Genomic DNA, 26,727 nt, shown 5'->3' with positions numbered 1-26,727 from the left:
ACTTCCCATGATATCATTAAAATAGATATTTTTATAAGAAGGAGAGATCCAATTGCCTCAACGTATACTTTTGTCAGATGCTCATGAAAAAAATCGTATATCAGATGATTTGAAAGAGACCTTGGAGTCGATTGGTACAATCAGAAGAATGCGTAAGGAAACATATCTTTTCCGCGAAGGAATGAATGCGAACGAGGTTTTTATTATTAAATCAGGTTTAGTCCAGGTGTCAAAGCTAACAGCGGAAGGGAAAAAATTAACATTAAGGATTTGTAAAACGGGAGATATTATTGGCGAGCTTACATTATTTAGTCAGAATCCGACTTACTTGTTAAGTGCTAAAGTGATTGAATCAGGTGAAATTCTTGTGATTGAAAAAGACAGATTAGAAAAACACCTGAAGAAAAATGGTGATCTTGCCATCGAATTTATGAAATGGGGCAGTGATCATATGAGAAAATTTCAAACAAAAATTCGCGATTTACTTCTTAATGGAAAAAAAGGCGCCTTATATTCCACACTCATTCGCTTATCTAACAGCTTCGGAATTAAGCACCATGGTGGAATTTTAATCGATCTACCTTTAACTAACCAGGAACTTGCCCAGTTCTGTGCAGCAACACGGGAGAGTGTTAATCGAATGCTTTCAGAACTAAGAAAGCTCAATATTATCTCGATGACTAAAGAAGGGAAAATCTTCATTAAAAATATCAACTATCTTAAGACTGAAAATGGCTGTGAAAATTGTCCTGTAGAAATCTGTAATATCAACTAATACAAAGTATATTCTTGTAACCAATTTATCAATCAAACGAAATACTCGGGACTTATTGTGAGATGAGTTGGCTTCTGTAGCTATAGGTTTTGCTATGATAATCCAATCGCCCCCATCGTGTCATATAACCAAGCACAGATTGCTCTTTGAAAAATGAAGTCATGAGATTGTAACGGAAATTTTGTCTGTTACGTAAAATATTCAACATTTTAGTCGCCCCCATCTATCCAAAAAGCGAAAACCAGGCAGTAGGATAGATGGATTGGAGTTAACGACTCAAAAAACTTGTCACTCACCTTAGTGACTACTGGTTGCGCGCCTAGGGTATATAAAAGAATCCGCTGTACTTGGTGTATACTATCGAGTTCAAGTATACTCTTTTTCTAGTAATCACTTAACTTTAGTCATAAAATGTTCAACTTACAGATTAATCCTTTATCCAAATCACTAAGCGTCTGAATTTCCCCAAAAACTTTTAGTGATTTATAAAAGCTAGCTAAGGCTTTCTCATTATTATTTTCCGCTAAATAATTATAAGCCATCATTTGTAAAATATGCCCAAACTTTCTTGACTTATTACCTTTGTTATTGGTGATTATTTCATCTAATAGATATTGAAAATATTCATTTGCTTTATTAAAGCGTTTTTCTGCTGTATAAATTTTTCCTAAAACAAAATATATTTTGGATTTCATTGGTTCTATGATGCTGGCATGATTTAAGGCTTGTTTCAAATACATTTTCCCTTGTTTAAACTCATTAATTTTAGATAATAATATACCTATTTTTGAATAAAGAATAGCCGACATAGGATTAGATAGATCTTCTAGATGGTCAAGGGAACGCTTATATAAACTAACAGCGCCTTGGAGATTGCCGGTATGTTCTTCTATTTCAGCCAACATCATGAGAGCTCTTAATTTAACATCATGATTATTATCCTGATGCTGCATTAATTCTAATGCTTGTTCAAGGACTTTTTTTGCCTTTAACAAATCAATGTGATAATAAATTTCACTAATGTTTAAAAGTGTTTTTACTTCTAACTCCTTCTCTCTCTCTTGATGCAATTCGTTTAGCATTTGTGTGTATAATTCAATACCTTTTTCGTACTTTTCCATTTTTATCAGAGCTGCAACTAAAAGATCTACTGTCTTAATAACTATAGGGTCGTTGGAACTTGCTGTTTCTTTCAATAAATCTAAAGCGCTCTCTAACTGACCTACCCCAGCTTCGTAGTTTTCTTCTGCCAAGTTTATCTTTCCTAAGTTTAAGTATAAGCGTCCATACACAAAATTATCATTACAATTATTAATTTCAAGCTTCTGCAATAATTGAGCTAACAGAATCCTTGCATGGCCATATTGTCCATAGTCATACTCAACGTCTGAGTAATCGAAGTAAATATCAGCAAATTGAAGGATATTCACATTATTTGCATGTCTCGATAAAGACACAGCTTGCCGAGCATAACTAGCACATTTATCATAATTCTTTATTTTACGAAAGTAGCTAATAAGACTTACTAAGACAGTTAACTTTTCAATGATATTTAATTGCTTGATTTGATTGAAACATATTTCTAACTGTTGCACAGAATCCTGAAGTACTTCAATTTGGCCGGCATGTATCTTTTCTTTAATATATCCAGCCAATATTAAAGTATTTTCAACTTTTGGAGAAGGATCGGTTAGTCGAGATTCCATTTTCCCACACCCTTGCTTGTGTTTTTCTATTCGTGATTACAAAATCTATTCTAGTATTTTACTGCACATGATCTCTTGGGATTCTCTTCTTGTAAATGACATAGCTTCTATTTAAGTATCTAAGTGGTAGGCTGAAAACATGGACCAATCTGGTAAACGGCCAGACAACATACAGTGCAAACGTTGTGTAAATATGGATCTTGAACCAAATTGGAACGTTCACCATTAATTCCGGTTGGACTTTGAAAATAAATAGCCCACGCAACCAAGGACCAATGGTTGTTCGATAATCAAATCCAGCCGAATCTATATTTAGAAAAGTTGCAATCAGTCCTGTTATCACCACCGTCAATAGTAAAATTAATGCCATCCAGTCGCCTATAGACGTTGTTGTTTTAATCCTTTTAATATTTACTCTTCGATGAGTTAATAAAACTAGACCCAGTAAAGTAGCGACACCAGCCGGTATTCCAAACAGAAGGGCTACCATATGGTAAGTGGATTCTGAAATTCCGAACGTCTCGTACAAACTGGCAGGAATAATCAACCCTAAAACATGACCTCCAAAAACGAAAATAATTCCGAAATGAAATAAATTAGAACCTAACCGTAATCGTTTTTTCTCTAAAAATTCACTTGATTTTGTTGTCCAACCAAATTGATCTTTTTGATAACGATAAATATGGCCACCAATAAATATTGTTAAAACAACATATGGAAACACGCCCCATAATAAATCCTCTACACCCACGATATATCCCTCCTTTTATACTTTTGCTCCTTTAACCCTGCTTGTGACTTCTAGTTCATTTTCCAGCTCAAATACACAGCCGTTGTTTTCCATGTTTAGAAATAATACGTCAAACAGATAAGCATACTGACTTTTGTTCTCGCGTAGCTTTTGTCTTATAAACTCCAATTCTTTTAAATGCTGTTTTAGCAACTCATTACTTTTTTCAATTGATACGTTAGCACAAAACTCCAACATTAACGGAAGATAATCGGGCAGTTCTTCGTCTGTTAAATCAAATCCAGCTGCTTCATAAAATTTCTTTAATTTTAATAATTCTAGACCCCTTTCTCGTTGTTCACCTAATTTAAGATAAGTTACATATAGGTTGGTTAACCTTCCAAAATCAAATAGATTAATATAATGGTTCACCAAATCGTCAAACGGCAAATGAGACGATTCTATAATAAAGCTTTTCAACTTAGACTTTATATCATCAGTCTCTAATGCTTCTATTTCATTCTCTAGTTCTGAAAACGTTGAAATTATATGTGACTCGGGATACCTTAGTAAAAAAGAAATCATTTGATAGATGAGAGAACTCTCTTTCTTATTCACGCTATCATTCCCTTCTTTCCTTATTTGCCAGATTGTCTTTTTGACAAGCTGCTTATTGTTATTGACTTCTAGCTCCTAAAGGTCTTAAGCAGTAAATCTTTGTGGCATAAACCACCACTACGATTTCTTGCTTAAGCTTGTCGGGGCTGACCAGGCGCTTTCGCTTTTAATTATGAAATGACTCCGCAGCTTCCTGGTCCGCCTTCGAATTCTAAACCACAGGCGCCTTGGTCGTAATAAAGATCTTCCACTTCTTCTTTATGACTCTTTGGAATAACGAAACGATCATTATATTTTGCGATAGCTAGTAAACGATACATTTTTTTGATGTCATTCTCGTTAAGACCTAACTCTTCTATAACTGTCGTATCGTATTTTTTCCCTGTTAGGTCTGCCCGCATATAACTACGCATGACTGCCATTTTCTTTAAAACAGTGCGTACTAGATCGGTGTCTCCAGCAGTAAGCAGATTAGCTAGATATTCAATTGGGATTCTCATATGATCAATAGCAGGAAAAATATCATTCGTGTCTGCTTCACTTCCTTTTCCCTCAATCATATTCATAATTGGGCTAAGTGGTGGTATATACCAAACCATAGGCATAGTACGGTATTCTGGATGTAATGGTAGAGCAATTTTCCAGTCAATAACCATTTTATAGATTGGTGATTTCTGTGCAGCTTCAATCCAATCCATAGGTATACCTTCTTTCAATGCTTCTTCAATGATTTCGGGATCGTTTGGGTCAAGGAAAATATCCAATTGAGCCTGATAAAGATCTTGCTCATCTTCAACAGATGCTGCTTCAAGCACTTTATCCGCGTCATAAAGCATGATTCCGATATAACGAATTCTTCCGACACAAGTTTCCGAACAAATGGTTGGCTGCCCATTTTCAATTCTTGGGTAACACATCGTACATTTTTCAGCCTTATTCGTCTTCCAGTTAAAGTACACTTTTTTATATGGACAAGAGGTCACACAATGTCTCCAGGCCCGGCAGGCGTTTTGATCGACGAGAACGATTCCGTCTTCATCACGTTTATACATGGCACCAGAGGGACAGGCCGACACACAGGGTGCGTTAATACAATGTTCGCAAATCCGCGGCAAATACATCATGAACACATCTTCAAATTCTGTTTTAATCGATTCTTCCATCGCAACCACATTTGGATCTTGTAAACCAGTAATATGGCCACCAGCAAGGTCATCTTCCCAGTTAGGTCCCCACTCTAAATCCATGAACTCTCCAGTCACAGCAGACATTGCTCGTGCGACGGGTTGATGTTTTCTATCAGGGCTGTTTGTTAATGTTTCATAATCATAATTCCAAGGTTCATAATAATCGTCCATTTCAGGCTGATATGGATTATGAAATAAATTAAGTAGACGGTTGACCTTTGAACCACTCTTTAAGGTTAGTTGTCCATCATTAAGTTTCCATCCGCCTTGATATTTATCTTGATCTTCCCATTGTTTTGGATAACCAATGCCTGGTTTTGTTTCAACATTATTGAAGTACATATACTCTGCACCAGGCCGATTCGTCCATGTGTTTTTACAAGTCACACTACATGTGTGACAGCCGATGCACTTATCAAGATTCATTACCATTCCGACTTGGGCTTTAATCTTCAAGCCAATCAACCTCCTCCATTTTACGAATAATAACGTTTAAATCACGCTGATTCCCTGTTGGACCATAATAATTAAAACCATAGCTCAATTGTCCATAACCACCAATCATATGGGTTGGTTTGACATGAATCCGAGTAGGACTATTATGAGTTCCACCTCTGTTTTTAGTAAGTTTTGTCCCAGGTACATGGATATGTCGATCCTGAGCATGGTGCATAAAGGCCATTGTTCTTGGAATACGGTGTGAAACAACTGCTCTAGCCACAACTACGCCATTTCGATTAAAGCATTCGATCCAATCATTATCTTCTACATCTATTTCTTCCGCATCATCTTTATTAAGCCAGACTGTTGGCCCACCTCTAAATAAAGTGAGCATTGGCTGAGCATCAAAATACATACTGTGAATGGACCATTTATTATGTGGTGTTAAATAATTTAACGTTATTTCTTTTCCTTCCTTTTCGGGTCTATTACTTCTGAATGGTCTTTGATTTAAAATCGGTTTATAAACAGCCAACGATTCCCCGAACTCTTTCATCAGTTCATGATCAAGGAAATAAGACTGTCTTCCCGTAATGGTTCGGAAAGGAACTAACTTTTCAATGTTTGTTGTAAACGGTGAATATCTTCTGTCATTCTTTACCGATCCTGTGAAAGCGGGTGATGTGACGACTGTCCTAGGTTGTGCAGTAATTTTATCAAACGTAAATACTTCTCCTTGTTTATCGCGTGCCATATCAGACAAGTCAAGGTTCGTTTGTTTTTCCAGCGCCTTCCATGCTTTTACAGCAACCTTGCCATTCGTTGTGGAAGCTAATCTCAATACGGCTTCAGATGCATCTCTAGCATTGGTAATGTCAGGATAACCTTTCGTTATGCTTTCGTTCTCTTTAACACCAATGATTTTTTTAAGCTCGTTATATTCATCTTCAATATCCCACTTGATTCCATTTATGCCATAGCCTTTGTTAGTATTTGGGCCTAGTGACGTCATTTTTTCATAAATTTGTTTGTAATCACGTTCAACGACCTTGATATGTGGCATGGTTTTTCCTGGTATCGGCTCAATTTCACCTTTTGACCAGTCTTTAATTTCTCCATAAGCCTGAGCCATTTCCCCCGTGGAGTCAGTTTGTAATGGGCTAGCAACAACTTCTTTGACTGGTTCCATGTCTATCTCTTTTGCTAAATCAGACACGCCTTTAGCTAATTCTTTAAAGATATCCCAATCCGATTTGGCTTCCCAAGGTGAAGCGATAGCTGGATTAAAAGGATGGACGAAAGGATGCATATCTGTGCTTGATAAATCATATTTTTCATACCAAGTAGATGCAGGTAAAATAACATCTGAATATAATGCTGTTCCAGCCATTCTAAAATCAAGATTAATCAGCAAATCCAGCTTTCCTTCTGCCGCTTTTTTACGCCATCTAATCTCTTGGGGTCGAATACTATCTTCATCGGAATTTAATAATCCATGTGATGCTCCTAATAAATATTTCAAGAAGTATTCATGCCCTTTACCAGAACTTGAGATTAAATTGGCACGCCAAACAAATAAGTTTCTCGGGAAATTATCTGGATGGTCAGGATCTTCAATTGAGAATTCCAGCTCTTTGTCTTTTAATTGTTTAGCAACATAATGTCCAATATCTTCAGTTGATTGATATCCTTTTCCAACCGCTTCATCGTATAAATCAATGCCATTTTTATTAAATGTTGGATATGATGGTAGCCACCCCAGTCTTGCAGCTAAGACATTATAGTCTCCATGATGATCATACCTCGCTTTGTCGATATGTGCTGCTGTTAACTCACTGACAGGTGTTTCTTCATAACGCCATTGTCCTGTCGCAAAATAGAAAAATGATGTCCCATTTTGAAGTTTAGGTGGTCCCCAATCTTTTGCCGTTGCAATGGTAGTCCAGCTTTCAACAGGTCTTAATTTTTCCTGTCCGACATAATGTGCCCAGCCGCCACCGTTGACACCTTGTGCTCCAACCATAAGAATAAGATTGATTATGGCACGATAAATTGTGTCTGAATTAAACCAGTGGTTGATCCCCGCTCCCATAATAATCATGGAACGGCCATTCGTATCAATAGCGTTTTGAGCAAATTCACGTGCTACTTTTATCACTAAATTCTTATCTACACCTGTAATTTTTTCTTGCCATGCTGGTGAAAAAGGAGCAACTTTATCATATGTTGATGCCACCTCACCACCAATACCACGGTCAATCCCGTAATTAGCCAGCATTAAATCATATACGGTTGTGATATATTCTATTTCACCGTTAATTTCTATCTTTTTGACAGGTACAGCCCGAGGTATGGACTTCTTGGACTCCTCATCAAAATAAGGCATATTAACAAGTGCAACTTCATCTTTGATATCTAAAAAACTAAGGACTGGTTCAATTGGTTGGTTTGTATCCTCATCGATGAGTTTTAAATTCCATTTACCTTGTTTATCCCAACGTGACCCCATCGTGCCATGCGGAATAGAAAATTCATTTGTCGCAAGATTATACATAGCTGGTTTCCATTGGTTATTCTCAGAATGACGCCCTATATCTTCAGCATGCAAGAAACGATCAGCCATAAAGTTACTCTCATTCTTTTTAAGACGTACGGCGAAAGGAAAATCTGTATATTCCTTGGCATAGCTTTCAAAGTATGGTGTCATTTTTTGATGATAAAATTCATTTAAAATGACATGTCCCATCGCCATAGCAACTGCCCCGTCTGTCCCTTGCCTAACAGATAACCAATCGTCAGAGAACTTGGTTGATTCAGCATAATCAGGACTAACTGAAATGACCTTCGTTCCTTTATAACGGGCTTCAACTAAAAAGTGTGCGTCAGGTGTACGCGTAAGTGGTACGTTAGAACCCCAAGTAATGATATATCCTGAATTGAACCAATCTGAACTTTCAGGTACGTCAGTTTGATCTCCCCAAATTTGTGGTGAAGCTGGTGGCAAATCTGCATACCAATCATAAAAACTCAACATAGGCCCACCGATTAAGGACATAAATCGACTACCGGCAGCATGACTGAGCATAGACATAGCAGGTATAGGTGAAAAACCAATATTTCGATCAGGCCCATATTTTTTAGTTGTATAAAGCACAGAAGCTGCGATAAGTTTCACGACTTCATCCCAAGACGCACGGACAAGCCCTCCCTTACCACGTGCTTGTTTATATGTTGCTGATTTCTCTTTATCTTCAACAATGCTTTTCCAAGCTTCAAGTGGATTATTATGATCTTTCAATGCTTCTCTCCACATATTAAGAAGTTTTTTTCTTATATAAGGATATTTCACTCGTAACGGACTGTATATATACCACGAGAAACTAGCCCCCCTCGGGCATCCTCTAGGTTCAAATTCAGGCATATCTGGACCTGTAGATGGGTAATCTAGAGATTGCCCCTCCCAGGTGACAATGCCGTCTTTTACAAAAATATTCCAACTACAGGAGCCTGTACAATTAACTCCATGTGTGGAGCGAACCACACGATCGTGCTGCCATCTTTTACGATAAACATTTTCCCATTCACGATCTCCTTCTTGTAATTGACTATGATCATTTGAATATGTTTCTTTCGGCTTTAAATAATTAAGTCTTTGCCATAAAGGGGATGATTTCTTCTTCATGTTACTCCCTCCATCAATTTCATTTAACACTTAACTTAATTAAAGCATGCACAAAATTTATAAGATGTGAATTATGTCACAGTGCTTAGGTAAGTCATAAAATAGTCACATTCTAAACATATAAAGTGTAATAGTGATTTATTTCACATCTTTAAATTCATAAATTTTTTATGGTAGGGTATATACAATATATAAATTATTTAGCGAAAGGTAGGATTAATGTGCAAAAGAAGACACTCCAATTATCGTTACAAACGTCAAATCTTGTTGTTAGTTTTATGATTTGGGTTTTAATTTCGTCATTAATGCCAAGTATTCAAGAAGATATCGCACTCACATCATTTCAAGTCTCCATCGTAACAGCCATTCCAGTTATTTTAGGATCTGTCTTAAGAATTCCTATTGGTTTTTATACGGATCGATTCGGAGCTAGAAGCCTGTTTGTCATTAGTTTTTTAGCTTTATTATTTCCTGTGTTTTACATTAGTACGGCTACAACGTTTACTGATTTAGTTATTGGTGGGTTAATTTTAGGTATTGGTGGAGCTACATTTTCGATTGGTGTCACGTCAATACCAAAATACTATCCTAAAGAAAGGCACGGTTTTGTAAACGGTATTTACGGCGTGGGTAATATCGGTACAGCCGTAACAACATTTGGTGCTCCAATTATTGCTCAGTCCATCGGATGGGTGAGTACTGTTAGATTATACTTAATTCTATTAGCATTCTTTATATTATTAAATATATTTTTAGGGGATAGAAAAGAAAAAAGAGTTAAAGTATCCATGGTCGATGAAATTAAAGGTGTCTATAAAAATGCCACATTATGGTTTTTAAACCTGTTCTATTTTGTAACTTTTGGTGCTTTTGTAGCGTTTACTATGTTCTTGCCGGGCTTTCTAGTGAACAACTTTGATTTAACAGCAGTAGATGCTGGAATGAGGACAGCAGGATTTATCGTAATTGCTACATTTTTACGTCCAATTGGGGGATTGCTGGCTGATAAATTTGATGCTTATAAGATGCTCATGATTACATTTTTAGGTGTCACTATTTCTGGCGTTTTACTTTCCTTTTCACCAAGTATTGGCTGGTTTACTGTTGGAACTTTAGCAGTAGGTGTTTGTGTAGGGATTGGTAACGGAACTGTCTTTAAACTCGTTCCACTGCACTTTTCAAAACATGCTGGAATTGTAAATGGGATTGTATCGGCTATGGGTGGGCTAGGAGGTTTTTTCCCACCACTAGTTCTTACAGCAGTATTTAATATGACCGGTCAATATGCCATCGGATTTATGGCTCTATCTCAATTTGCCCTTGTCAGTTTCATAATTGTCATTTGGATGTATTACCAAGATCAGATGAATATTGAAAGAAGAATTATTGAATCAACTGTAGAGGGAATTCTAGTCGCTAACAAACAAGGTGTTATACAAAACGTGAATCCAGCTTTTACTGATATAACTGGATATACGAAAGACGAAGCATATGGTAATACTCCTAAACTTCTTCAGTCGGGCAAACATGATAAGGAGTTTTACCGAGACATGTGGGATGAAATTGAAAGAGATGGTTACTGGGAAGGAGTAATCTGGAATAAACGTAAAAATGATGAGATATATCCACAGTGGCTAACAATCAGTTCCATAAAAAATAATGTAGGAAAAGTAAAGTATTACGTTGGCATTTTTAATGATATATCCGAGGCAAAATTTGAACGCTAAGTATAAAGTCAAGAACAAAAGCGTGGGGCGCCCCAGTTTTAATGTTATAGTACGCTAAACAATAAAAAAACTAAATCAACATTCAGATATCGAATGTTGATTTAGTTTTTTGTATTATATTACTCTTTAATACCTAAAACACGATTAACACGCTTACGAAGCATCTTCATACCGCCTCCGCCAGCTTGTCTATGACGAAGTAAACCATCTTTATCAAATACATAATAAGATGGTACATGCTCATTCTCAAAAGCATCGGTTAACGCATGGGTATTGTCAACAAAAATAGGTTGAGTAATATCATGCTCTTGAGCAACTTCTTCCACTTGATCAAGATCCAAGTCTTTTTCAGAACGAGGCATATGAACTGCTACAACATTTAGCTGATCTTTGTACTCATCACGAAACTCATTCACATTTGGCATGGCTTCTTTACAAAGGCCACAACTCACTGACCAAAAATGAATTAGTGTCGGCTTATCGCCAATCAGATTACTTTTTGTAACGCCATCACTATTTAACCATTTCGTTGCCCCATCAAGTTCAGGCATCTCATCTCTTAATTTCATCTTATTACCTCCTGAATTTAAACTGCGATGATATAAATCCATTTTTTACAAATAAAAGAAGCTGACTCAGCTTCAGTTTTCTTTTGCTGGAAAGTAATATTCTATACTTTTTGAGTCAGCCTCTAAACTATTTAGTTTGTTTTAGTAACTCTTATAGAGTTTCTTGACCTGGTTTCCAGTTTGCAGGGCAAAGACCACCAGTTTGTAGTGCTTGAAGTACGCGAAGTGTTTCGTCTACATCACGGCCAATATTATTATCGAAAACAGTTTGATATTTCAATTCACCTTCTGGATCGATAATAAATAGACCACGTAGAGCCACACCCTCTTCTTCAATCAATACACCATAGTCTGAGGAAACTTTATGGTTTGTGTCAGCAGCAAGTGGATATTTTAACTGTTCTAGTCCATTGTCATCACGTGACGTGTTAATCCAAGCTTTATGTGTATGAATTGTATCTGTAGATACCCCAACAACTTCAGCATCTAAATCTTCAAACTCGTCATAACGATCTGACATTGCAGTAATTTCAGTTGGACAAACAAATGTGAAATCCATTGGATAGAAAAATAGAACTGTCCACTTATCTTCTTTCATAATTTCATCTAAACTAACTTTACCAAATTCTTTATCTGGCATAACTGCTTCCATTTCAAAGTGTGGTGCTTGCTTGCCTACCATTCTTTCTGCCATTAAAAATCCCTCCAAGATTTTATGTAATAATTAATCTAACTTTGATTATATGAGACAATTATTTTAAAGTCAAACCTAAATAATAATCAGTATAAAATAGGTCAATTCATTGACCTATTTAAATGTTACCTAGCCAATAAATGGGCATTCTATTGTTTTTAAAGATAATATATTTAGGATCTTTTGTCCCATATCTCTATCGTTTAGGTTATCACTATGATAAAAAGTTGTCCACTAATTGATACACTATCAATCTATTAAATTCCAATAAAAAACCCGAACGATTTCAAATCTTAACTTTAAAAGAATTTAAATATCGTTCAGATCTTTAATCTGTATAACATATGTCAAAATTATATCATTTATCTTCTACTAGATAAATCTCTCCTTAAATGTTTTAAAATAGCTCGTCGTGTTAGAATTCCATCAAAATATCCTTCTTTATCAGCAACACAGACAAATGGAGAATTGATCACTTTATTAAGTCCTTCTAGAAAGGTATTTGTTTTAAGTAAAACTGGGATATCTGTTTTCATGATTTCCTTTACTTTTATATCGGATAATTTTTCTGTCTCAAAGCGTTCAAGACCTAATGTTTGATTTAGAATAACTGTTTTACCAATCGTTCCTACCAGTTTATATGATGTATCTAAAACGGGCACTGCAGAATAGCCTGATTTAACTAAAACCAATAAAGCGTGTTCTAATGGATTATTTACTTGTACATGTGCCACCTTTTCAGATGAAATCATCATATCGGCCACTGTTATATCAGTTAGTCTTTGATCTTGTGTTAAGCTCATTTTAACGCCGCTCCTTTACAATCAATCATCTTTCTTATAATTTTTTAGCACAATATTCCCTGTCTACGTACAGTTTACCATAAATGGCTTCATGGAAACATCTAATTAATTTTTTAAAACGTTGCATATCTCATATAGAATGAATTAAATTAGTAATATCATATGAATTATTTCAAATTATGAGCCTCATTCGTTTTCCAATGATGGCGACTCCTGTTTTAAGAAAAAGAATATGTTTCTTTATTATTGAGAACAATGTATAATAAGTACTCATACTATAGTTAAAAAGAGGTTAAAAAATGAGAGAAACGCACATCTATACGAAAAACGAAGAAATTGCTCATGCTATTACACATGGAATTGGGGCTTTATTAAGTATTGCTGGTCTTGTTCTTCTCATTGTTTTTTCATCAATGAAAGGAAATCCTTGGCAAATTGTTTCGGTCACTATTTTTGGTGTTACCATGCTGTTAATGTACTTATGTTCCACAATTGTACACAGCTTGCCAGATGGAAAATGGAAAAATATATTTCAAATATTTGATCACTCTTCCATATATTTATTCATCGCAGGAACTTATACACCTTTTTTATTAGTGCATTTACGAGGCACTGTGGGATGGACACTTTTTGGGGTAATCTGGGGTATAGCCATTATCGGCATTGTTTTTAAAGTGTTTTTTGTAAAGCGTTTTTTATTTTTATCAACTTTATTTTATATTTTAATGGGTTGGCTCATTGTTATCGTATGGGAGCCTTTAACCTTAATAATGGACGGTAGTGGAATTAGACTCTTAGTCTTAGGTGGGATATTTTATACGGTTGGTTGTATCTTTTATGTGTGGCGAAGTTTTCCTTATCATCATGCTGTATGGCATCTCTTTGTTCTTGCTGGTTCTGCATTCCATTTCTTTTCAATACTTCATTACGTTATTATATAAGCAGGTGTGTCAATGGAGGATGGCACACCTGCTTTTTAATATTTTTTTAAAATGGGAACGAATTGAGCCACTGTCCTCCATCCATTGTAACAACTTCCCCATTAATGTAGCTGGCTTTATCAGAAAATAAAAAGTATGCTAATTCTGCGATTTCTTCTGGTTTCCCAAGACGCTGTAACGGAACGGATTGTACTGTGCGCTTAGCTGTCTCATCTGATAAAAACAGTTTTTCTGAACCGCCTGTTCTTTCAATTGGTCCTGGTGCAATAGCATTCACGCGAATACCATATTTTCTTCCCCATTCAACAGCTAAAGTCCTTGTCATGTTAAGAACCCCCGCTTTAGCTGCTGAACTATGTATGACTCCTGCTCCCGCATTCCAAGCATAGGTTGCCACCATATTAACAATGGAACCTTTAATCTTTTCATCAATCCAGTATTTGCCCACCTCTCTACTACAGTAAAATGTTCCATTAAGAACAATATCGATAACTGAATTCCATCCATTAACAGACAATTCTTCAGCAGCACAAATAAAATTACCCGCCGCATTATTAACCAAATGATCAATCGAGCCAAACTCCTCTATTGTCTCCTTGACCATACGTTCAACATCCTCAGGTTTCCTTACATCCATCTGAATTGTTAATATATCCCCGGTAGTGCTTTCAAGTAATTCCGTCTTAACCTTATCCAATTTTTCTTCTGTTCTACCTGTTATAACAACCTGAGCTCCTTCATCTGCGAATTTTTTCGCCATATATTTTCCCATGCCACTTGATCCGCCTGTTACAATAACTGTCTTATTTTTCATTGATCTTCCCCCTTATTAAAATGAATACTTATTCATTAATCTTAAAGCTATAAGAAAGAGAAGTCAAAAGATTTCATAATATCCAAAAGAGTGAATATAGTTATCCTAATTATCTTTATTATTGTTACATTGAATTTAATTACAATATAATGATACACTTCTCCTATTTCGTGCTATAATTTTAACTATCATCATTTTATATTGAGAGGTTTTATTAGGATGAACAGACGTACATTTTTAAAAAAAGCGTTCGCTACGATAGCTGGAATTATTGGGATTAGCGGTGGAACATTTTATTATGCAAGAGAAATTGAGCCCTACCTATTGCATATTCAACAAGAATCAATAACTTCATCTAAAATACCTGATTCATATAATGGTTTTAAAATAGTTCAATTTTCTGATACACATATTGGTTTTCATTATTCATTAGAGAAAATCAATAAATTAATTACACAAATTAACAACCAAAAACCAGACTTGATTGTGTTTACGGGGGATCTCGTCGATAATCCCGAAGACTATAGTTGGAATCAGCAATTAATTAAAAAACTAAGTTCATTATCCGCACCTTATGGTAAGTACTGGATATACGGGAACCATGACCATGGAGGCTATGGTACAAATATTTTAAAGCAAACAATGGATGAAGCCGACTTTAAATTGTTAAAAAATGAACATAAAGCCGTTGAAATAAACAACGATCGAATCATTATAGCAGGTATAGACGATGTTATTTTAGGAAAACCCAACTTAAAAGAGACTTTAAGGGGAGCAAACCCTGACTTGTTCACCCTCTTACTGGCACATGAACCTGATTATGCAGAAACTGCCCTCGATTATCCGGTAGATGTCCAGTTATCAGGCCATAGTCATGGTGGACAAGTTCGCTTACCGTTCATAGGACATTTGTATACGCCTGCCTATGCTGAAAAATATGTTCAAGGCAAATATCCGCTAGACAATGGAAAGTTCACTTTATTTGTTAACAAAGGTATTGGAACAACTCGTTTGCCTTATCGCTTTTTATGTAAGCCTGAAATTCATGTATATACATTAAAATGTGAATAATTAACTTTAATTATCCAACTCTATTCATTATTGCATATTGATAGACTTTAAGATACGATAGGGTCAAGAAAGGAGATGATAATAAGTGAAACAGGATATCCCATTGAATAATCTTGCCCAAGCTATATTTACCATTAATCGTCATGCTAAAACGGCTCCCGAACCTCAACATCTTTATTTTATTAAGAAAGAATCGATTAATAGGCTGCTTAAAGAAAGAAAAGCTGAAAAGATTGGCTTACATTTTTCAAACCGTCCTAGACTTAGTAATCAATATTCAACATTGCTTGTGAAAGTGGATAATTACTATTTTCATATCCCTCCATCTAAAGAAGACTTCAAGCAACTTAAACATCTGGGCAAACTTGATGAGAATTATCGCAACCCTCGCACAAAAATGTCTTTATCACAGGCAAAACGAATTCTTTATCAATACATCGACTGGAAAGATAAGAAACCGATAAATAAACGACCAAAATACTCTTCTGCTTATTTTACACCCTCTTCCTTAGGTAAAATGGAATGGCCACCAAAAAGAAACTTTTAACAGTAAATGTAACTTCTTTTATTTTATGTTTTACATATGCAATTTAAAGGTATGTTATTAAAAAGGAGGTTGCATAATGACTGATGTCCAAGATTTCCTATATGAACTCAATCGGTATACGACCCAGGCTCACTCTTTAAGAGACAGCTATAATAAATTGAATGATTCAGAAAAACAACTTATCATGGATCTTGCTCCTAAAGCAGTAGAGTCTCCAAATGCTAAATTCGAACAAACAGTTGAATGGTTACGCTTTCTACAAAATTATTTTGCTGTTGGGGAAAAAGAAGCATAATTAATCTAACTATCTTATCGCATGAGTCTTACTCATGCGTTTTTTCTTTTGCACTCATTATGTTTTTAATTTATCACGAATATAACGACTTAAATTTACTATACATAAAATAACGCCAAAAATAGCTAATGATTGCAAAATAAACTTAAATAAATGGTTTGCTTTCGTAACTAATGTCTCATTCACCAAGATGGCAATTAGGAAAATAAACAATACAAGCAAACCACTTGTAATATAACTTAACAGATGAAATGAGTTTGTAGAAACCAGTAAAGTAATAATTGGCTTAATAACCAAATAACTTATAAAAATCCCTGCTATCGTTAAAAAAAGATATAACACTCTATCATTCATGCTGAAAACATCTAAGTTTTCAATATAAAAATTTAATAAATACCCCATTCACCCGTCACCTATCCTTCCTACTCTTTAATAAAGTATCGACACTGAGATCAATATAAATACATGTTTTTAGAAAGAACGGTAACTTTAGAACCTTATGGTTAGTACTCAGAGCAAGATGTTAGAGTTTATTCTTACAACACTGTGACAGTCATGTGAAAAACACCTCATATTGTTATAAATCATTACATTAAGTGACATACCTCACTGCATGCTTAAACATGAATGATTATCATTTAATTAACAACAAAAGGAGGCTATGATAATGAATCAATTTACAGCTGAACATACACCTGCGGAAATAGTTAAAATATTTCCTAAAGCAAGTGATTTATTTAAACAAAGAAAGATTGACTTCTGCTGTGGAGGAAATCGACCGCTTACTGATGTCTTTACAGAAAAGTCATTAGACGAAATGACGGTTTTAACAGAACTAAATACGGCTTATAAAAATTGGATAAATAAAGGACATGCTAGTACTGATTGGGATGCTTTATCAATGACTGAGCTCATTGATTATATTACAAAAACATATCACGATCCTTTAGAACAAGAATTATCTGCTCTTAATGGCTTTGTGACAAGAGTATTAACAGTTCATGGTAAAGACCATCCACATTTAGAAGAGTTATATAACTTATACAATCTTTTTCAAACAGAGTTAATTGACCATACGATTAAAGAGAACAATGAAGTTTTTCCTCTTATCAAAGAATATGAGGTAAATCCAAGTGAAGAACTCCTTGCAAAAATTCATGATGCAAATGGAAATTTAGAGGATGAACATGAAACAACCGGAAACCTACTTAAACAAATCAGGGAAATAACAAATGATTTCGAACCCCCTCAAGGTGCGTGCAACACATACAACATGACGTATGCCCGTTTAGCGGAATTGGAATCTGAAACATATGATCATATCCATTTGGAAAATAATATTCTATTTAAAAAATTATAATGACGAAAAAGGTTGGGACAAAAATAAGTATTGGTTATTATAAGATAAACAATTTTAAATGAGCGTTATTCACTTCGGAAAAATACATCGTTGTATATTTAAAGAAATATACTTTAATACATTCGCTTTTACATTAACTAAAATAATTATGTCTCGGTCTCTAATAGTATACAAGAGGGCGTCTACACTTTTATAATTAAACTAAAGCGTTCGCCCCTCTGTATACCTAAAGTTATTTCTTTTTACGAAATTGCCCTGCCGTTTCTTTTATCTTCCACCAATTTTGTTTGTCTCTTTTCTAATCTCAATTCGATTTGTTCGACTTTTGATTCATCCTCTAATAAATCCTGCTTGTTTTCTTTAACCAATTGCTCGTAATTAAGTAATCTGCCTCGCATTTGGCTACACTCCTTTTTGAATGATTAGTAGGCTATACCCTAATCCTCCATATTTTAACCAAATTATTCTGAAGTTTTGCACAGTGGAATTTTTTATGCAAATAAACCTAATCATATTGGATTCTAACTTCCATTGTGGTAAAATATGACTTTAGTACTATTCACTTTTTCAAAAAAAGTATAGCTTCATTAGTCGAATCCTTACTCTGACTATGTTAATATAAAAGATGAACTTTTATTGTCTAAAATGTGGCTAGGAGTTAATTTTACAAACTTCCTTTTATAATTCCTAAAATAAGAAAGGATGTCTTCTTTGGCTAACACCGAAAAGAAAAATGAATGGTTTGAATGGATTAAAGCAATATTATTTGCAATCTTACTTGCTTTCTTTTTAAAAGCTTTTATATTCGCTACTTCGATTGTCGAGGGAGAGAGCATGGAACCAACTCTCCATAGTGGAGAAAGAGTTATCTTCAATAAACTGATTTACATAATTGGAGAACCTTCGCGTGGTGATATTGTCATTATTCAACATCCTCTTAAAAATTATGTGAAACGTGTGATTGGTCTACCTGGGGAAACGATAAGAATGAAAGATCATGTGCTATATATTGACGACAAAGAATATGACCAATCATTTCTAACGGAAGAATCAAAAAATCACACCGGCAATTTTGGCCCCATAACTATACCGGAAGACAGTTATTTCGTAATGGGAGATCATCGAGCCATCAGTAAAGACAGTCGAAATGGGTTGGGATTTATAGCTGAAGAAGATATTATCGGCCGATCAGAATTTATCATTTATCCATTTAGTGAATGGTCAATGACAAGGTAGCTTTGTTATTAAACTAAATATCGAGCTTAAATAAAAATCCGAACAAGAAGTTATTAAGTAACTAATTGCTCGGATTTTTTATTAATATATAAAGCAAAAGGCGATATCTATGCTCTATATTTATTTTTCATTATCGAATAAGCAATAACCTATGTTTAAAGCAAGAATTCCAAAACAAATGACTCCAAATAGAACTTCCCACATAATGAGCACCTCCTAGAGTTTCCTATGTAACAGTATAATTAATCAAGACATATTAATACCACTCTAACAATATCATACCAATTTATGTTACCTAAATAAAGTCAAAATATGATAAAATACTAAAAAGAAACCGTAAAATTATATAAAGTACATTTTTTCACACAAAATTTTGATAGCCGCCCCATTAACCTTTATAAAATGGGGTATATGAGTACATGGATCGTTTTAAAGTTAAAAAATTTCACTTTCTCATTAGAAAGTAGGTGGTTAAAATACTGTATTGTCCTTATTGTGGATCAGGTGTCAACGAAGAAGAAACTTATTGTGTAAATTGTGGTAAACAACTTCCTGATGACATCAATCAACGGCAAAAAAATAAACGTAATTTTAATAAGTCATGGTTTATTCCTTTATCAGTAATTGTATTATTTGCTTTATCCTTTTTTATGTATCATCTTCTTCTTCAAAATAAAACGTCAGAGGCAAAAAACTTATACGAACTAGGAGAAGAATACCTTTTAGAAGATAATTATAAAGAAGCTGAAAAACTGTTTGAACAAGCATTAAATTATAAAAAAGGTTTTACTCAAGCCTCAATTGCTCTTAATTATGCTAAACAGGCTAAAACGGTGGAAAGCATCATAAGTGATACGTCAAAAGAGCTAAATGAAGATAATTATCAAGAAGCTTTAGCCTTGCTGGATGAAGCTGAAAAATTAATTAAAAACTATAATGGCTCAGCTGTGAATCATCTGATAAATACATTATCATCGCACAGAAATAATGTGAAATTAGAACAATTAAACAGCCTGTTAAAAGAAGATCCCAGTATTGATAAGCTAAAAATAATATTATGGGAAGCAGATGCTATCAAAACAGATGAAGGAGAAGAAATTACAAACACGATTAGAGATCAAATTGTTGATTACACGTTTGCTAATGCAAATGACCAACTAAATAAAAAACAATTTAATAGTGCCCAAACAATTGTTGAGGATGGTCTGAGATATGCCCCGGATTCTGAGAAGCTGCAAAGTTTAAAAGCTTCTATTGAAAAAGATAAGTCAGCATTTGAAAATACTATTAAACAGCGTTTAGAACAAGCAATGAACACCGAATACAATGAATCAGATGCTGTTAAATTAAGTTTTGTAGACATAGAATACAATGACCAAGATCAATTAGTTGTAAAAGGTGAAGTTGAGAGCATCGCAACGGTTCCCATTAACTCTATTAAAGTGGATTACTCTATACTAACTAAAGAAAACAATGAACTGGTGAGTAATGAAGTACTCGTTTTTCCAGATACATTAGAACCAGAGGATACAGGTCAATTTGAATTTACACATTATGGAATTGATAAAGAAAAAAATCTGTCAATCAAAATTAATAAAATTACATGGTATACAGATTAATACTTCAACGAGGAGGTATACTTATTTGTTCAAAAAGCTCTCGTTTCCAAGCTTAATAGCTATTATAATCAGTATAATAGCTTTAATCTCTTTTATTCTTTATTATAATTATTGGGACAAGCAAGACATTTCGATTTCCAACCCTGTGATAAGTATGATTAAAGAAGAAGAACAATCAAAGGATTTGAAGTCAATTATTTATGAATCCGAAAAATATGTGATGCAAATAGAAGGACAAAATGAGTCGGATACTTTAACAGGGTCAGGTTTTCTTTATAATAACCAGGGTGATATTATAACGAACGCTCACGTTATTCAGGATGCAGAAATAATTTATGTGCGTACCGCCAATGCCCGAACATACCCTGCCGCTGTTGTAAAAATCAGCGAAGATACTGATATAGCTGTCATCCGTGTGCCTCAATTAGCCGGCCATAATAATCTCCCTGTAGAGAAGGAGAACGACGCTGAAGTTGGAGATGAAGTGATCGCCTTAGGTAGCCCGCATGGGTTTCAAAACACTGTTACACTTGGCATCGTGTCAGGAAAGGAAAGAAACTTTTCAGTGGATGGTTTTGATTATAAGAATGTTTATCAAATATCCGCGCAAATTACACATGGAAACAGTGGAGGACCTTTAATTAATCGTGAGACGGGAAAAGTGATTGGTGTAAACTCTGTCGGTACGGAAGATGGAACAATAGGCTTCAGCATTCCTACACAAACTTTTATCGAAGACGTCGAGCAATGGTCTGAAGAAACTCATAATGACGACCTGGAGTTTGCAAGTACATCTGACATTGCTTCTAAATTAAACCCTGATCAGTTTATTAAAGATGGAGAATATATTGTTGAGTATTATTTAGACAGTATTAAAATTCGTGACTATGTAAATGCCTATGCTATGCTTGGTGACTCTATGCAAGAGAAAAATTCATATTCCGATTTTCGTGATAAGTATAGCAATATTGTTAATTTAGAGTATGATGAAATCATTAGTGATTTAAATGAAGACAATGAACTTATTAGTACTGTCAATGTAACCTTGGAAAAGAAAAACAATAATGAAGATAAAACGAAGAAAAAGAAAAAAGAAATTACTTTTACCGTTGGTTATGAAAACGATCAATTAAAAATCTTTAAGTTGTCAGAGACATCTTGATTTTGATATCGTGCCTGTACCTTATTGCATGACAATGACTTAGAACAAAAGCGCCCGTGGGGGCCTGTCTAGCAACGTACGGACTGCGCCTCGCCAAGCGAGGTGGCTCAATGTCACTGCTCAGGAGCAGTGGTTTTAATTGACTATTCCTACGTAGGAAATAAAGGAAACATGCCCCTGCAAAAAGGGGTATGCCGACGTTAGCCGCAAAGGCTGAACTTAGTCGGCCTTTTTTATTAATTTGAGCCGATGTTGACTTATCGTGTCATGAGGCGATGGAAGTCTCACAAGTTTTTTAATGCCAAAACTTGCCTGCTAGTTGCTGGGCGCTGAAGCTAGACGTAACAAAAGCTCGAGCGGCCGGTTAGGAACGTACAAGCTGGAGAAGACCTGACGAGATAAAGAAGAACCGAAGAGCGGAGCGATTCGAGTTCGACTTATCGTAGGAAGGTATTCGAAGCTTGGTAGTTGCTGGGCGCCCCAAGCTAGACGTGGACAATTTCAGTATAAAATTATCCACAGAAATTTTAACGTTAAAGTTTCCCAAACAAATACAAAACAGCGCAAAGACTTATACTACAGTCTTTGCGCTGTTTTCCTTAGAAACGGACTTAGCTCGGCCGCAGGTAAAGGCTTACTAAAATAATAACCTTGAACTTCATCACACTTTTCGTTCCGTAAAAATTCTAACTGATTCTCTGTTTCTACACCTTCTGCAATTACCCGTAAATTCAAAGAATGGGACATATGTATGATTGACTTAACAATCGCTTGATTATGCTTTTGTTGATCATTAAGAAACATGCGGTCAATTTTCAATTTACTAATCGGAAATACACTTAAGTACTTAAAGGATGAATAACCAGTACCAAAATCATCAATTGATACATAAACTCCTAATTCTCTAAGTTCCTGCATAGTTCTTAGAATTAGCCTTTCATATGTCATCGCCATACTTTCTGTTATTTCAAGTTCTAAATAATGCGGAGCTAATCCTGTTTCTTCTAAAGTGTTTTTAACCTTATCCACAAGACCAGGTTGGTGAATCTGTTTTGCCGACATATTAACACTGACATTTGTAGGTTCATACCCTTCATCTTGCCAGGTCTTACATTGCCTACAAGCTTCTCTTAGTACCCAATCACCCATCTCAATAATCAAGCCTGTCTTCTCAGCTAGAGGTATAAATTCTCCTGGAAGTATATACCCTTTTTTAGGGTGCTTCCAACGGAGTAATGCTTCAAAACCGACCACTTTTTCTGTAAGTACATTATTTTGAGGTTGATAAAATAATTCAAATTCATTATTTTTCAGTGCGTGCCGCAACTCACTTTCCCTTTCCAGTGTTTGTTGAAACTTTTGCGTGATGGCAGAGTTATAAAAGTTATAACAGTTTTGATATTTTCGCTTGACATCATACATTGCTGAATCAGCATGTTTAATTAGATCCATTGGTTTTTCACCATGTTCTGGATAAACACTAATACCGACACAGATGGATATATAAATGTCATAACCATCAATATTGACTGGTTTCTTAAATATATCAATCAGTTTATTAGCAAGATCTTCTGCTTGCTCAAAATCATAAATATTTTGTTTGAAGATTAGAAACTCGTCCCCTCTGATTCGGGATAAAAATGAATGCGAATCTAATAGAGTCCTGATCCGTATGACACAGGACGTTAATAACTTATCGCCAAACTCATAACCGAGTGTTTCGTTGATTTCTTTAAAGTAGTTTAAATCAATAAAATAGACAGCTATTGCCTTATCTTCTGTTATATTGTTAGATTGAATTGCTTCTCTTAATGCATGAGTGAAAAATTTCAAATTAGGCAAGCCGGTTAGTTTATCAAAATAGACTAATTGTTTTATTATTTTGTCTTGTTGAACTTGATCGGTCAAATCTCGAACAACGGCAATTCTAATTTCATTATTTCCATCATAATAAGGACGTTCAACCAGCTCTACAAAAATTGATGAACCGTTCTTTTTTAGCCCTCTATAAACATTTACTTCAGGTAATAAAAATAAAGACGTCTCCTCTTTTTGAAAGAGATTACTAATTGACTTATTCTTTAATTCTTCACGAGAATAGCCGAGCATGGTAGCAAGTGCTGAGTCAATATCAACTAACATATTATTCTCAAATATCATTACACCTTCCGAGCTATTTTTTGAGAGCAATTCATTAACTTGATAATTCTCAGCAGTTACAGACAATTGTTTCATCAACACATAGTGTAAGGTATCTGAGATGTTAATTATTCTCAAGTCAATCTGTTTAGCCTTTTCTTCCTTAAGATTAGTTATATATGATCGCTGCTGATTGTACTCTAACAAATCAAAATCGATATAGGAATGCAGGAAAGACTTACCTTCATCGATTTTCAGCATAGAATATGCAAGCTTATTACCGTTAATAATTTTACCATCTTTCTGCACAATTAAAATTGCATCATTTAAATAAGGTAAGATTTTCTCGTTTACCGATAAAAAAAAGTCCAATTGTTCGATTGACATATTCTAGTTCTCCTTATGACTTCAATACGTTATCCTATAATAATTCTTTCTTTCGGATAATGGTAATTTCCTACATTCTTATTACTTTTAAATGTGAATAAAAATGTTATGATTCCAATCCTACCAATAAACATGAGAAGCATTAGTATAATTTTGCTAAACGTTGTTAACTTACTCGTTATACCTAGACTAAGACCAACAGTCCCAAACGCCGAGGTGACATCAAAAAATATCTCTGTAACTGTATACGGCTCAATTATTGTGATAATCACACTTGATATAAAAACTAATCCTATCGCCATTAATGTAACAGTTACTGCTTTCAATAAATCCTCTTCATGGACCTCTCGCTTAAAAATACGAATGGACTTTCCGCCTCGTGCATATGTGATGATAAATATAACCACAAGAGCAAAAGTTGTGGTTCGTATTCCACCTCCTGCACTACTCGGGGATGCACCAATAAACATGAGAAAAGACATAAATAAATGGTTCGATTCCGTTAATTGACTAACATCCATGGTGGATAAACCACCACTACGCGTCGTAACAGATTGAAATAATGAGTAAAATAATGACGCGTGCCATGATTTATCAGCGAAGTAATGGTTCATATCCAGCAAATATATAAACAAAGCACCAAATACAATCAAAATTAAAAATGTCGTCGTTGTCAGTTTGGTAAATAAAGTAAAACGTCTTTTTCGATGACCTATATGCTCTTTAAGTAAAAAACTTTTTACTTCGATTAAAACCGGAAACCCAATAGCACCAAGTATAATTAACGACATCGTGATAAATTGAATGAAATAATCATCTTTATAAGGGATTAGTGATTGGCCCGTTATATCAAATCCACCATTTGATACCGCACTAATCGTTCCAAAAAATCCATTTAAAAAAGCTTCTTCAACCGTAGGAAAATATTGAAGGTAGTAAGTTCCAAGTACAATAAAGCTAATCAATTCAATGGATAACAACACCAATGTTATTTCTTTAATTAAAGAGACCATTCCGGAAAAAGCAGTCTGGTTTTGATCCGTCATGATTAAACGTCTTTCTTTCAGGCCAATTTTACGGCCTAAGAGAAGCCAGATAAGTGTCCCAATTGCCATAACCCCTACTGCTCCAAGTTGCAGGATAATTGCAATGAAAATAATGCCGACTGTACTAAAAGTATCAGCAATCGTTACCGTACTTAAACCAGTGACACTTAAGGCACTCACCGCAGTGAAAATGGTATCGATTAAAGAAATTTGGACACCTTCTTGGTAAGCAACCGGTAATAGTAATAGGGTTGTCGAAAAAATAACGGCTATAAAATAAAATAGTAATAATGTGCGTACAGGAGAAATCCTGTGCAATCTTTGAATAAATGAATTAGAACTGAACATGTGCGACTCCTTCTCCTGCTATATAATATATCGACAACTTTAAACGGTATTAAAGGATAAGTGAGAATTCTTTCTCGCTTAATTAAGCGTAATTGACATCGACCATTATTTAAAATAACAATGAGGCTTAACCACTATTCTACATTAATGGCAAGCCTCAAGCTATATAGAAGTTCCTTTTTAATATATTACTATCCCAACTCCCGCAGTTTGAGTTTAACATATAACCTTGAAATCTTGGAGTAAAGATAAAATACAAACACCAGTTGACTTCTCGATGAACTGCCCATGAGAATACTGGATTATCAAGCCCACAAAACAATCGCTTTCCATGGGGAACGCTGGCATACCCCTTGCCTCGGTAAGAGGCATGCCAGCGTTGTCCGCAAAGGACGGTTTAGTCGGCCATCATTAACTTTACCATCGTTTCGGGGTCTTCAGACTGTTCCTTTCCCATAGGACTTGAGGGACTTCAGCGCGTTACATCGCACGAAGAAAATTGGTTTTTATTTTCGAGGAGGCTCGCATTTTTTCCTTCGCTATAAATATGATTTCTCTCTTTAGGTAGTAAATGCTAATATGATGGTTGTTTGGAGCGGAAGACCATTGATTCCTAGGACTGCGCTAAATGCTCGTCCCACCGATAACCCTTGTGGGAGCTGAGGCTAGATCAGAACCCGTAGTGCACGTAGCACGAGGAGGCTCATCAGACGCCCACGGAAAGTGAACCGACCCCTGTCAAGTAGACAGTATAAATAAAAAGATAAACAATTAGGCGGATAGCTCTGTATATTCCAGTGGGGCTAGTCCGTCTAAGTTCTGTTGAAAAC

The 26,727-nt window shown here is 35.1% G+C and carries 23 protein-coding genes; 10 read left to right on the top strand and 13 right to left on the bottom strand.

The annotated features are described in order from the left end of the window. The first annotated feature begins 148 nt into the window (after positions 1-148). Positions 149-775, top strand: a complete 627-nt coding sequence (locus tag KQI49_RS16470; protein WP_216490711.1) for a Crp/Fnr family transcriptional regulator — start codon at positions 149-151, stop codon at positions 773-775. 404 nt (positions 776-1,179) lie between these two features. Here KQI49_RS16470 and KQI49_RS16465 read toward each other — a convergent pair whose 3' ends face one another. The 5 genes from KQI49_RS16465 to KQI49_RS16445 form a co-directional block, all read right to left on the bottom strand. After that, entirely contained in the window at positions 1,180-2,481 is a 1,302-nt protein-coding gene (locus tag KQI49_RS16465) for a tetratricopeptide repeat protein (RefSeq protein ID WP_216490685.1), read from the bottom strand. 58 nt (positions 2,482-2,539) lie between these two features. Next, positions 2,540-3,232, bottom strand: coding sequence for a respiratory nitrate reductase subunit gamma (gene narI, locus KQI49_RS16460; RefSeq protein WP_216490684.1), 693 nt, complete (start codon positions 3,230-3,232; stop codon positions 2,540-2,542). A gap of 15 nt (positions 3,233-3,247) precedes the next feature. Then, complete coding sequence (gene narJ / locus KQI49_RS16455) at positions 3,248-3,829, bottom strand: nitrate reductase molybdenum cofactor assembly chaperone (protein WP_216490683.1); 582 nt, start codon at positions 3,827-3,829, stop codon at positions 3,248-3,250. Positions 3,830-3,999: 170 nt separating this feature from the next. Continuing rightward, positions 4,000-5,472 carry a nitrate reductase subunit beta gene (gene narH / locus KQI49_RS16450; RefSeq protein ID WP_216490682.1) on the bottom strand — a complete coding sequence of 491 codons (1,473 nt, stop codon included), beginning with the start codon at positions 5,470-5,472 and terminating at the stop codon, positions 4,000-4,002. Next, on the bottom strand, positions 5,462-9,139 hold the full coding sequence (locus tag KQI49_RS16445) for a nitrate reductase subunit alpha (protein WP_216490681.1): 3,678 nt from the start codon (positions 9,137-9,139) through the stop codon (positions 5,462-5,464). The genes narH and KQI49_RS16445 overlap by 11 nt, the downstream gene beginning before the upstream one ends. Before the next feature lie 278 nt (positions 9,140-9,417). Here KQI49_RS16445 and KQI49_RS16440 point away from each other — a divergent pair, with 278 nt between their 5' ends. Continuing rightward, complete coding sequence (locus tag KQI49_RS16440; RefSeq protein WP_253286899.1) at positions 9,418-10,866, top strand: nitrate/nitrite transporter; 1,449 nt, start codon at positions 9,418-9,420, stop codon at positions 10,864-10,866. Positions 10,867-10,985: 119 nt separating this feature from the next. Here KQI49_RS16440 and KQI49_RS16435 read toward each other — a convergent pair whose 3' ends face one another. From KQI49_RS16435 to cbpB, 3 genes are all read right to left on the bottom strand, one after another. Beyond that, a complete protein-coding gene (locus tag KQI49_RS16435; RefSeq protein ID WP_216490679.1) occupies positions 10,986-11,435 on the bottom strand; it encodes a TlpA family protein disulfide reductase in 450 nt (149 codons plus the stop codon). A gap of 151 nt (positions 11,436-11,586) precedes the next feature. Further along, positions 11,587-12,129, bottom strand: coding sequence for a peroxiredoxin (locus KQI49_RS16430; RefSeq protein WP_216490678.1), 543 nt, complete (start codon positions 12,127-12,129; stop codon positions 11,587-11,589). 362 nt (positions 12,130-12,491) lie between these two features. Beyond that, complete coding sequence (gene cbpB / locus KQI49_RS16425; RefSeq protein ID WP_216490677.1) at positions 12,492-12,932, bottom strand: cyclic-di-AMP-binding protein CbpB; 441 nt, start codon at positions 12,930-12,932, stop codon at positions 12,492-12,494. Between the two features lie 299 nt (positions 12,933-13,231). Here cbpB and trhA point away from each other — a divergent pair, with 299 nt between their 5' ends. Then, positions 13,232-13,873, top strand: coding sequence for a PAQR family membrane homeostasis protein TrhA (trhA, locus tag KQI49_RS16420; protein WP_216490676.1), 642 nt, complete (start codon positions 13,232-13,234; stop codon positions 13,871-13,873). A 46-nt stretch (positions 13,874-13,919) separates the two neighbouring features. On the opposite strand, the gene fadH is transcribed toward trhA, so the two are convergent. Continuing rightward, complete coding sequence (gene fadH, locus KQI49_RS16415) at positions 13,920-14,687, bottom strand: 2,4-dienoyl-CoA reductase (protein ID WP_216490675.1); 768 nt, start codon at positions 14,685-14,687, stop codon at positions 13,920-13,922. Positions 14,688-14,906: 219 nt separating this feature from the next. Between fadH and KQI49_RS16410 the strand changes: the two genes are divergently transcribed. The 3 genes from KQI49_RS16410 to KQI49_RS16400 all read left to right on the top strand — a co-directional run bounded on the left by KQI49_RS16410 (position 14,907) and on the right by KQI49_RS16400 (position 16,600). Continuing rightward, a complete protein-coding gene (locus KQI49_RS16410; RefSeq protein WP_216490674.1) occupies positions 14,907-15,758 on the top strand; it encodes a metallophosphoesterase in 852 nt (283 codons plus the stop codon). An 85-nt stretch (positions 15,759-15,843) separates the two neighbouring features. Continuing rightward, on the top strand, positions 15,844-16,305 hold the full coding sequence (locus KQI49_RS16405) for a YkyB family protein (RefSeq protein WP_216490673.1): 462 nt from the start codon (positions 15,844-15,846) through the stop codon (positions 16,303-16,305). A gap of 76 nt (positions 16,306-16,381) precedes the next feature. Next, positions 16,382-16,600, top strand: a complete 219-nt coding sequence (locus tag KQI49_RS16400) for a hypothetical protein (RefSeq protein ID WP_216490672.1) — start codon at positions 16,382-16,384, stop codon at positions 16,598-16,600. A 57-nt stretch (positions 16,601-16,657) separates the two neighbouring features. Here KQI49_RS16400 and KQI49_RS16395 read toward each other — a convergent pair whose 3' ends face one another. Then, positions 16,658-16,954 (bottom strand): hypothetical protein, encoded by a 297-nt coding sequence (locus KQI49_RS16395; protein ID WP_216490671.1) that lies wholly within the window; start codon positions 16,952-16,954, stop codon positions 16,658-16,660. Between the two features lie 313 nt (positions 16,955-17,267). Between KQI49_RS16395 and ric the strand changes: the two genes are divergently transcribed. Further along, on the top strand, positions 17,268-17,960 hold the full coding sequence (ric, locus tag KQI49_RS16390; RefSeq protein WP_216490670.1) for an iron-sulfur cluster repair di-iron protein: 693 nt from the start codon (positions 17,268-17,270) through the stop codon (positions 17,958-17,960). Positions 17,961-18,202: 242 nt separating this feature from the next. Here ric and KQI49_RS16385 read toward each other — a convergent pair whose 3' ends face one another. Then, on the bottom strand, positions 18,203-18,358 hold the full coding sequence (locus KQI49_RS16385; protein ID WP_216490669.1) for an FbpB family small basic protein: 156 nt from the start codon (positions 18,356-18,358) through the stop codon (positions 18,203-18,205). A 313-nt stretch (positions 18,359-18,671) separates the two neighbouring features. Between KQI49_RS16385 and lepB the strand changes: the two genes are divergently transcribed. The 3 genes from lepB (at position 18,672) to KQI49_RS16370 (ending at position 21,977) form a co-directional block, all read left to right on the top strand. Then, complete coding sequence (lepB, locus tag KQI49_RS16380; protein ID WP_216490668.1) at positions 18,672-19,196, top strand: signal peptidase I; 525 nt, start codon at positions 18,672-18,674, stop codon at positions 19,194-19,196. Positions 19,197-19,663: 467 nt separating this feature from the next. Further along, on the top strand, positions 19,664-20,815 hold the full coding sequence (locus KQI49_RS16375; RefSeq protein WP_216490667.1) for a zinc ribbon domain-containing protein: 1,152 nt from the start codon (positions 19,664-19,666) through the stop codon (positions 20,813-20,815). Positions 20,816-20,840: 25 nt separating this feature from the next. Then, positions 20,841-21,977 carry a S1C family serine protease gene (locus tag KQI49_RS16370; RefSeq protein WP_253286894.1) on the top strand — a complete coding sequence of 379 codons (1,137 nt, stop codon included), beginning with the start codon at positions 20,841-20,843 and terminating at the stop codon, positions 21,975-21,977. A 576-nt stretch (positions 21,978-22,553) separates the two neighbouring features. Here KQI49_RS16370 and KQI49_RS16365 read toward each other — a convergent pair. Together KQI49_RS16365 and KQI49_RS16360 are read right to left on the bottom strand one after the other, a co-directional pair. Next, entirely contained in the window at positions 22,554-24,503 is a 1,950-nt protein-coding gene (locus tag KQI49_RS16365; protein ID WP_216490666.1) for an EAL domain-containing protein, read from the bottom strand. 29 nt (positions 24,504-24,532) lie between these two features. Next, on the bottom strand, positions 24,533-25,897 hold the full coding sequence (locus KQI49_RS16360; protein ID WP_216490665.1) for a TrkH family potassium uptake protein: 1,365 nt from the start codon (positions 25,895-25,897) through the stop codon (positions 24,533-24,535). Positions 25,898-26,727: the final 830 nt, after the last annotated feature.

The sequence above is a fragment of the Virgibacillus sp. MSJ-26 genome (genome assembly GCF_018918075.1).
Lineage (GTDB): Bacteria > Bacillota > Bacilli > Bacillales > Amphibacillaceae > MSJ-26.
Note: the sequence above shows the minus strand (reverse complement) of the source record. Positions and strands in the feature narration are given on the sequence as shown.

Excerpts from the sequence above, each read along its gene's own strand:
- KQI49_RS16470 (WP_216490711.1), top strand. The coding sequence starts at position 149 with ATGCGTAAGGAAACATATCTTTTCCGCGAAGGAATGAATGCGAACGAG.
- KQI49_RS16465 (WP_216490685.1), bottom strand. The coding sequence starts at position 2,481 with ATGGAATCTCGACTAACCGATCCTTCTCCAAAAGTTGAAAATACTTTA.
- KQI49_RS16445 (WP_216490681.1), bottom strand. The coding sequence starts at position 9,139 with ATGAAGAAGAAATCATCCCCTTTATGGCAAAGACTTAATTATTTAAAG.
- KQI49_RS16440 (WP_253286899.1), top strand. The coding sequence starts at position 9,418 with ATGATTTGGGTTTTAATTTCGTCATTAATGCCAAGTATTCAAGAAGAT.
- KQI49_RS16435 (WP_216490679.1), bottom strand. The coding sequence starts at position 11,435 with ATGAAATTAAGAGATGAGATGCCTGAACTTGATGGGGCAACGAAATGG.
- KQI49_RS16430 (WP_216490678.1), bottom strand. The coding sequence starts at position 12,129 with ATGGCAGAAAGAATGGTAGGCAAGCAAGCACCACACTTTGAAATGGAA.
- cbpB (WP_216490677.1), bottom strand. The coding sequence starts at position 12,932 with ATGAGCTTAACACAAGATCAAAGACTAACTGATATAACAGTGGCCGAT.
- trhA (WP_216490676.1), top strand. The coding sequence starts at position 13,232 with ATGAGAGAAACGCACATCTATACGAAAAACGAAGAAATTGCTCATGCT.
- fadH (WP_216490675.1), bottom strand. The coding sequence starts at position 14,687 with ATGAAAAATAAGACAGTTATTGTAACAGGCGGATCAAGTGGCATGGGA.
- KQI49_RS16410 (WP_216490674.1), top strand. The coding sequence starts at position 14,907 with ATGAACAGACGTACATTTTTAAAAAAAGCGTTCGCTACGATAGCTGGA.
- KQI49_RS16400 (WP_216490672.1), top strand. The coding sequence starts at position 16,382 with ATGACTGATGTCCAAGATTTCCTATATGAACTCAATCGGTATACGACC.
- KQI49_RS16395 (WP_216490671.1), bottom strand. The coding sequence starts at position 16,954 with ATGAATGATAGAGTGTTATATCTTTTTTTAACGATAGCAGGGATTTTT.
- ric (WP_216490670.1), top strand. The coding sequence starts at position 17,268 with ATGAATCAATTTACAGCTGAACATACACCTGCGGAAATAGTTAAAATA.
- KQI49_RS16385 (WP_216490669.1), bottom strand. The coding sequence starts at position 18,358 with ATGCGAGGCAGATTACTTAATTACGAGCAATTGGTTAAAGAAAACAAG.
- KQI49_RS16365 (WP_216490666.1), bottom strand. The coding sequence starts at position 24,503 with ATGTCAATCGAACAATTGGACTTTTTTTTATCGGTAAACGAGAAAATC.
- KQI49_RS16360 (WP_216490665.1), bottom strand. The coding sequence starts at position 25,897 with ATGTTCAGTTCTAATTCATTTATTCAAAGATTGCACAGGATTTCTCCT.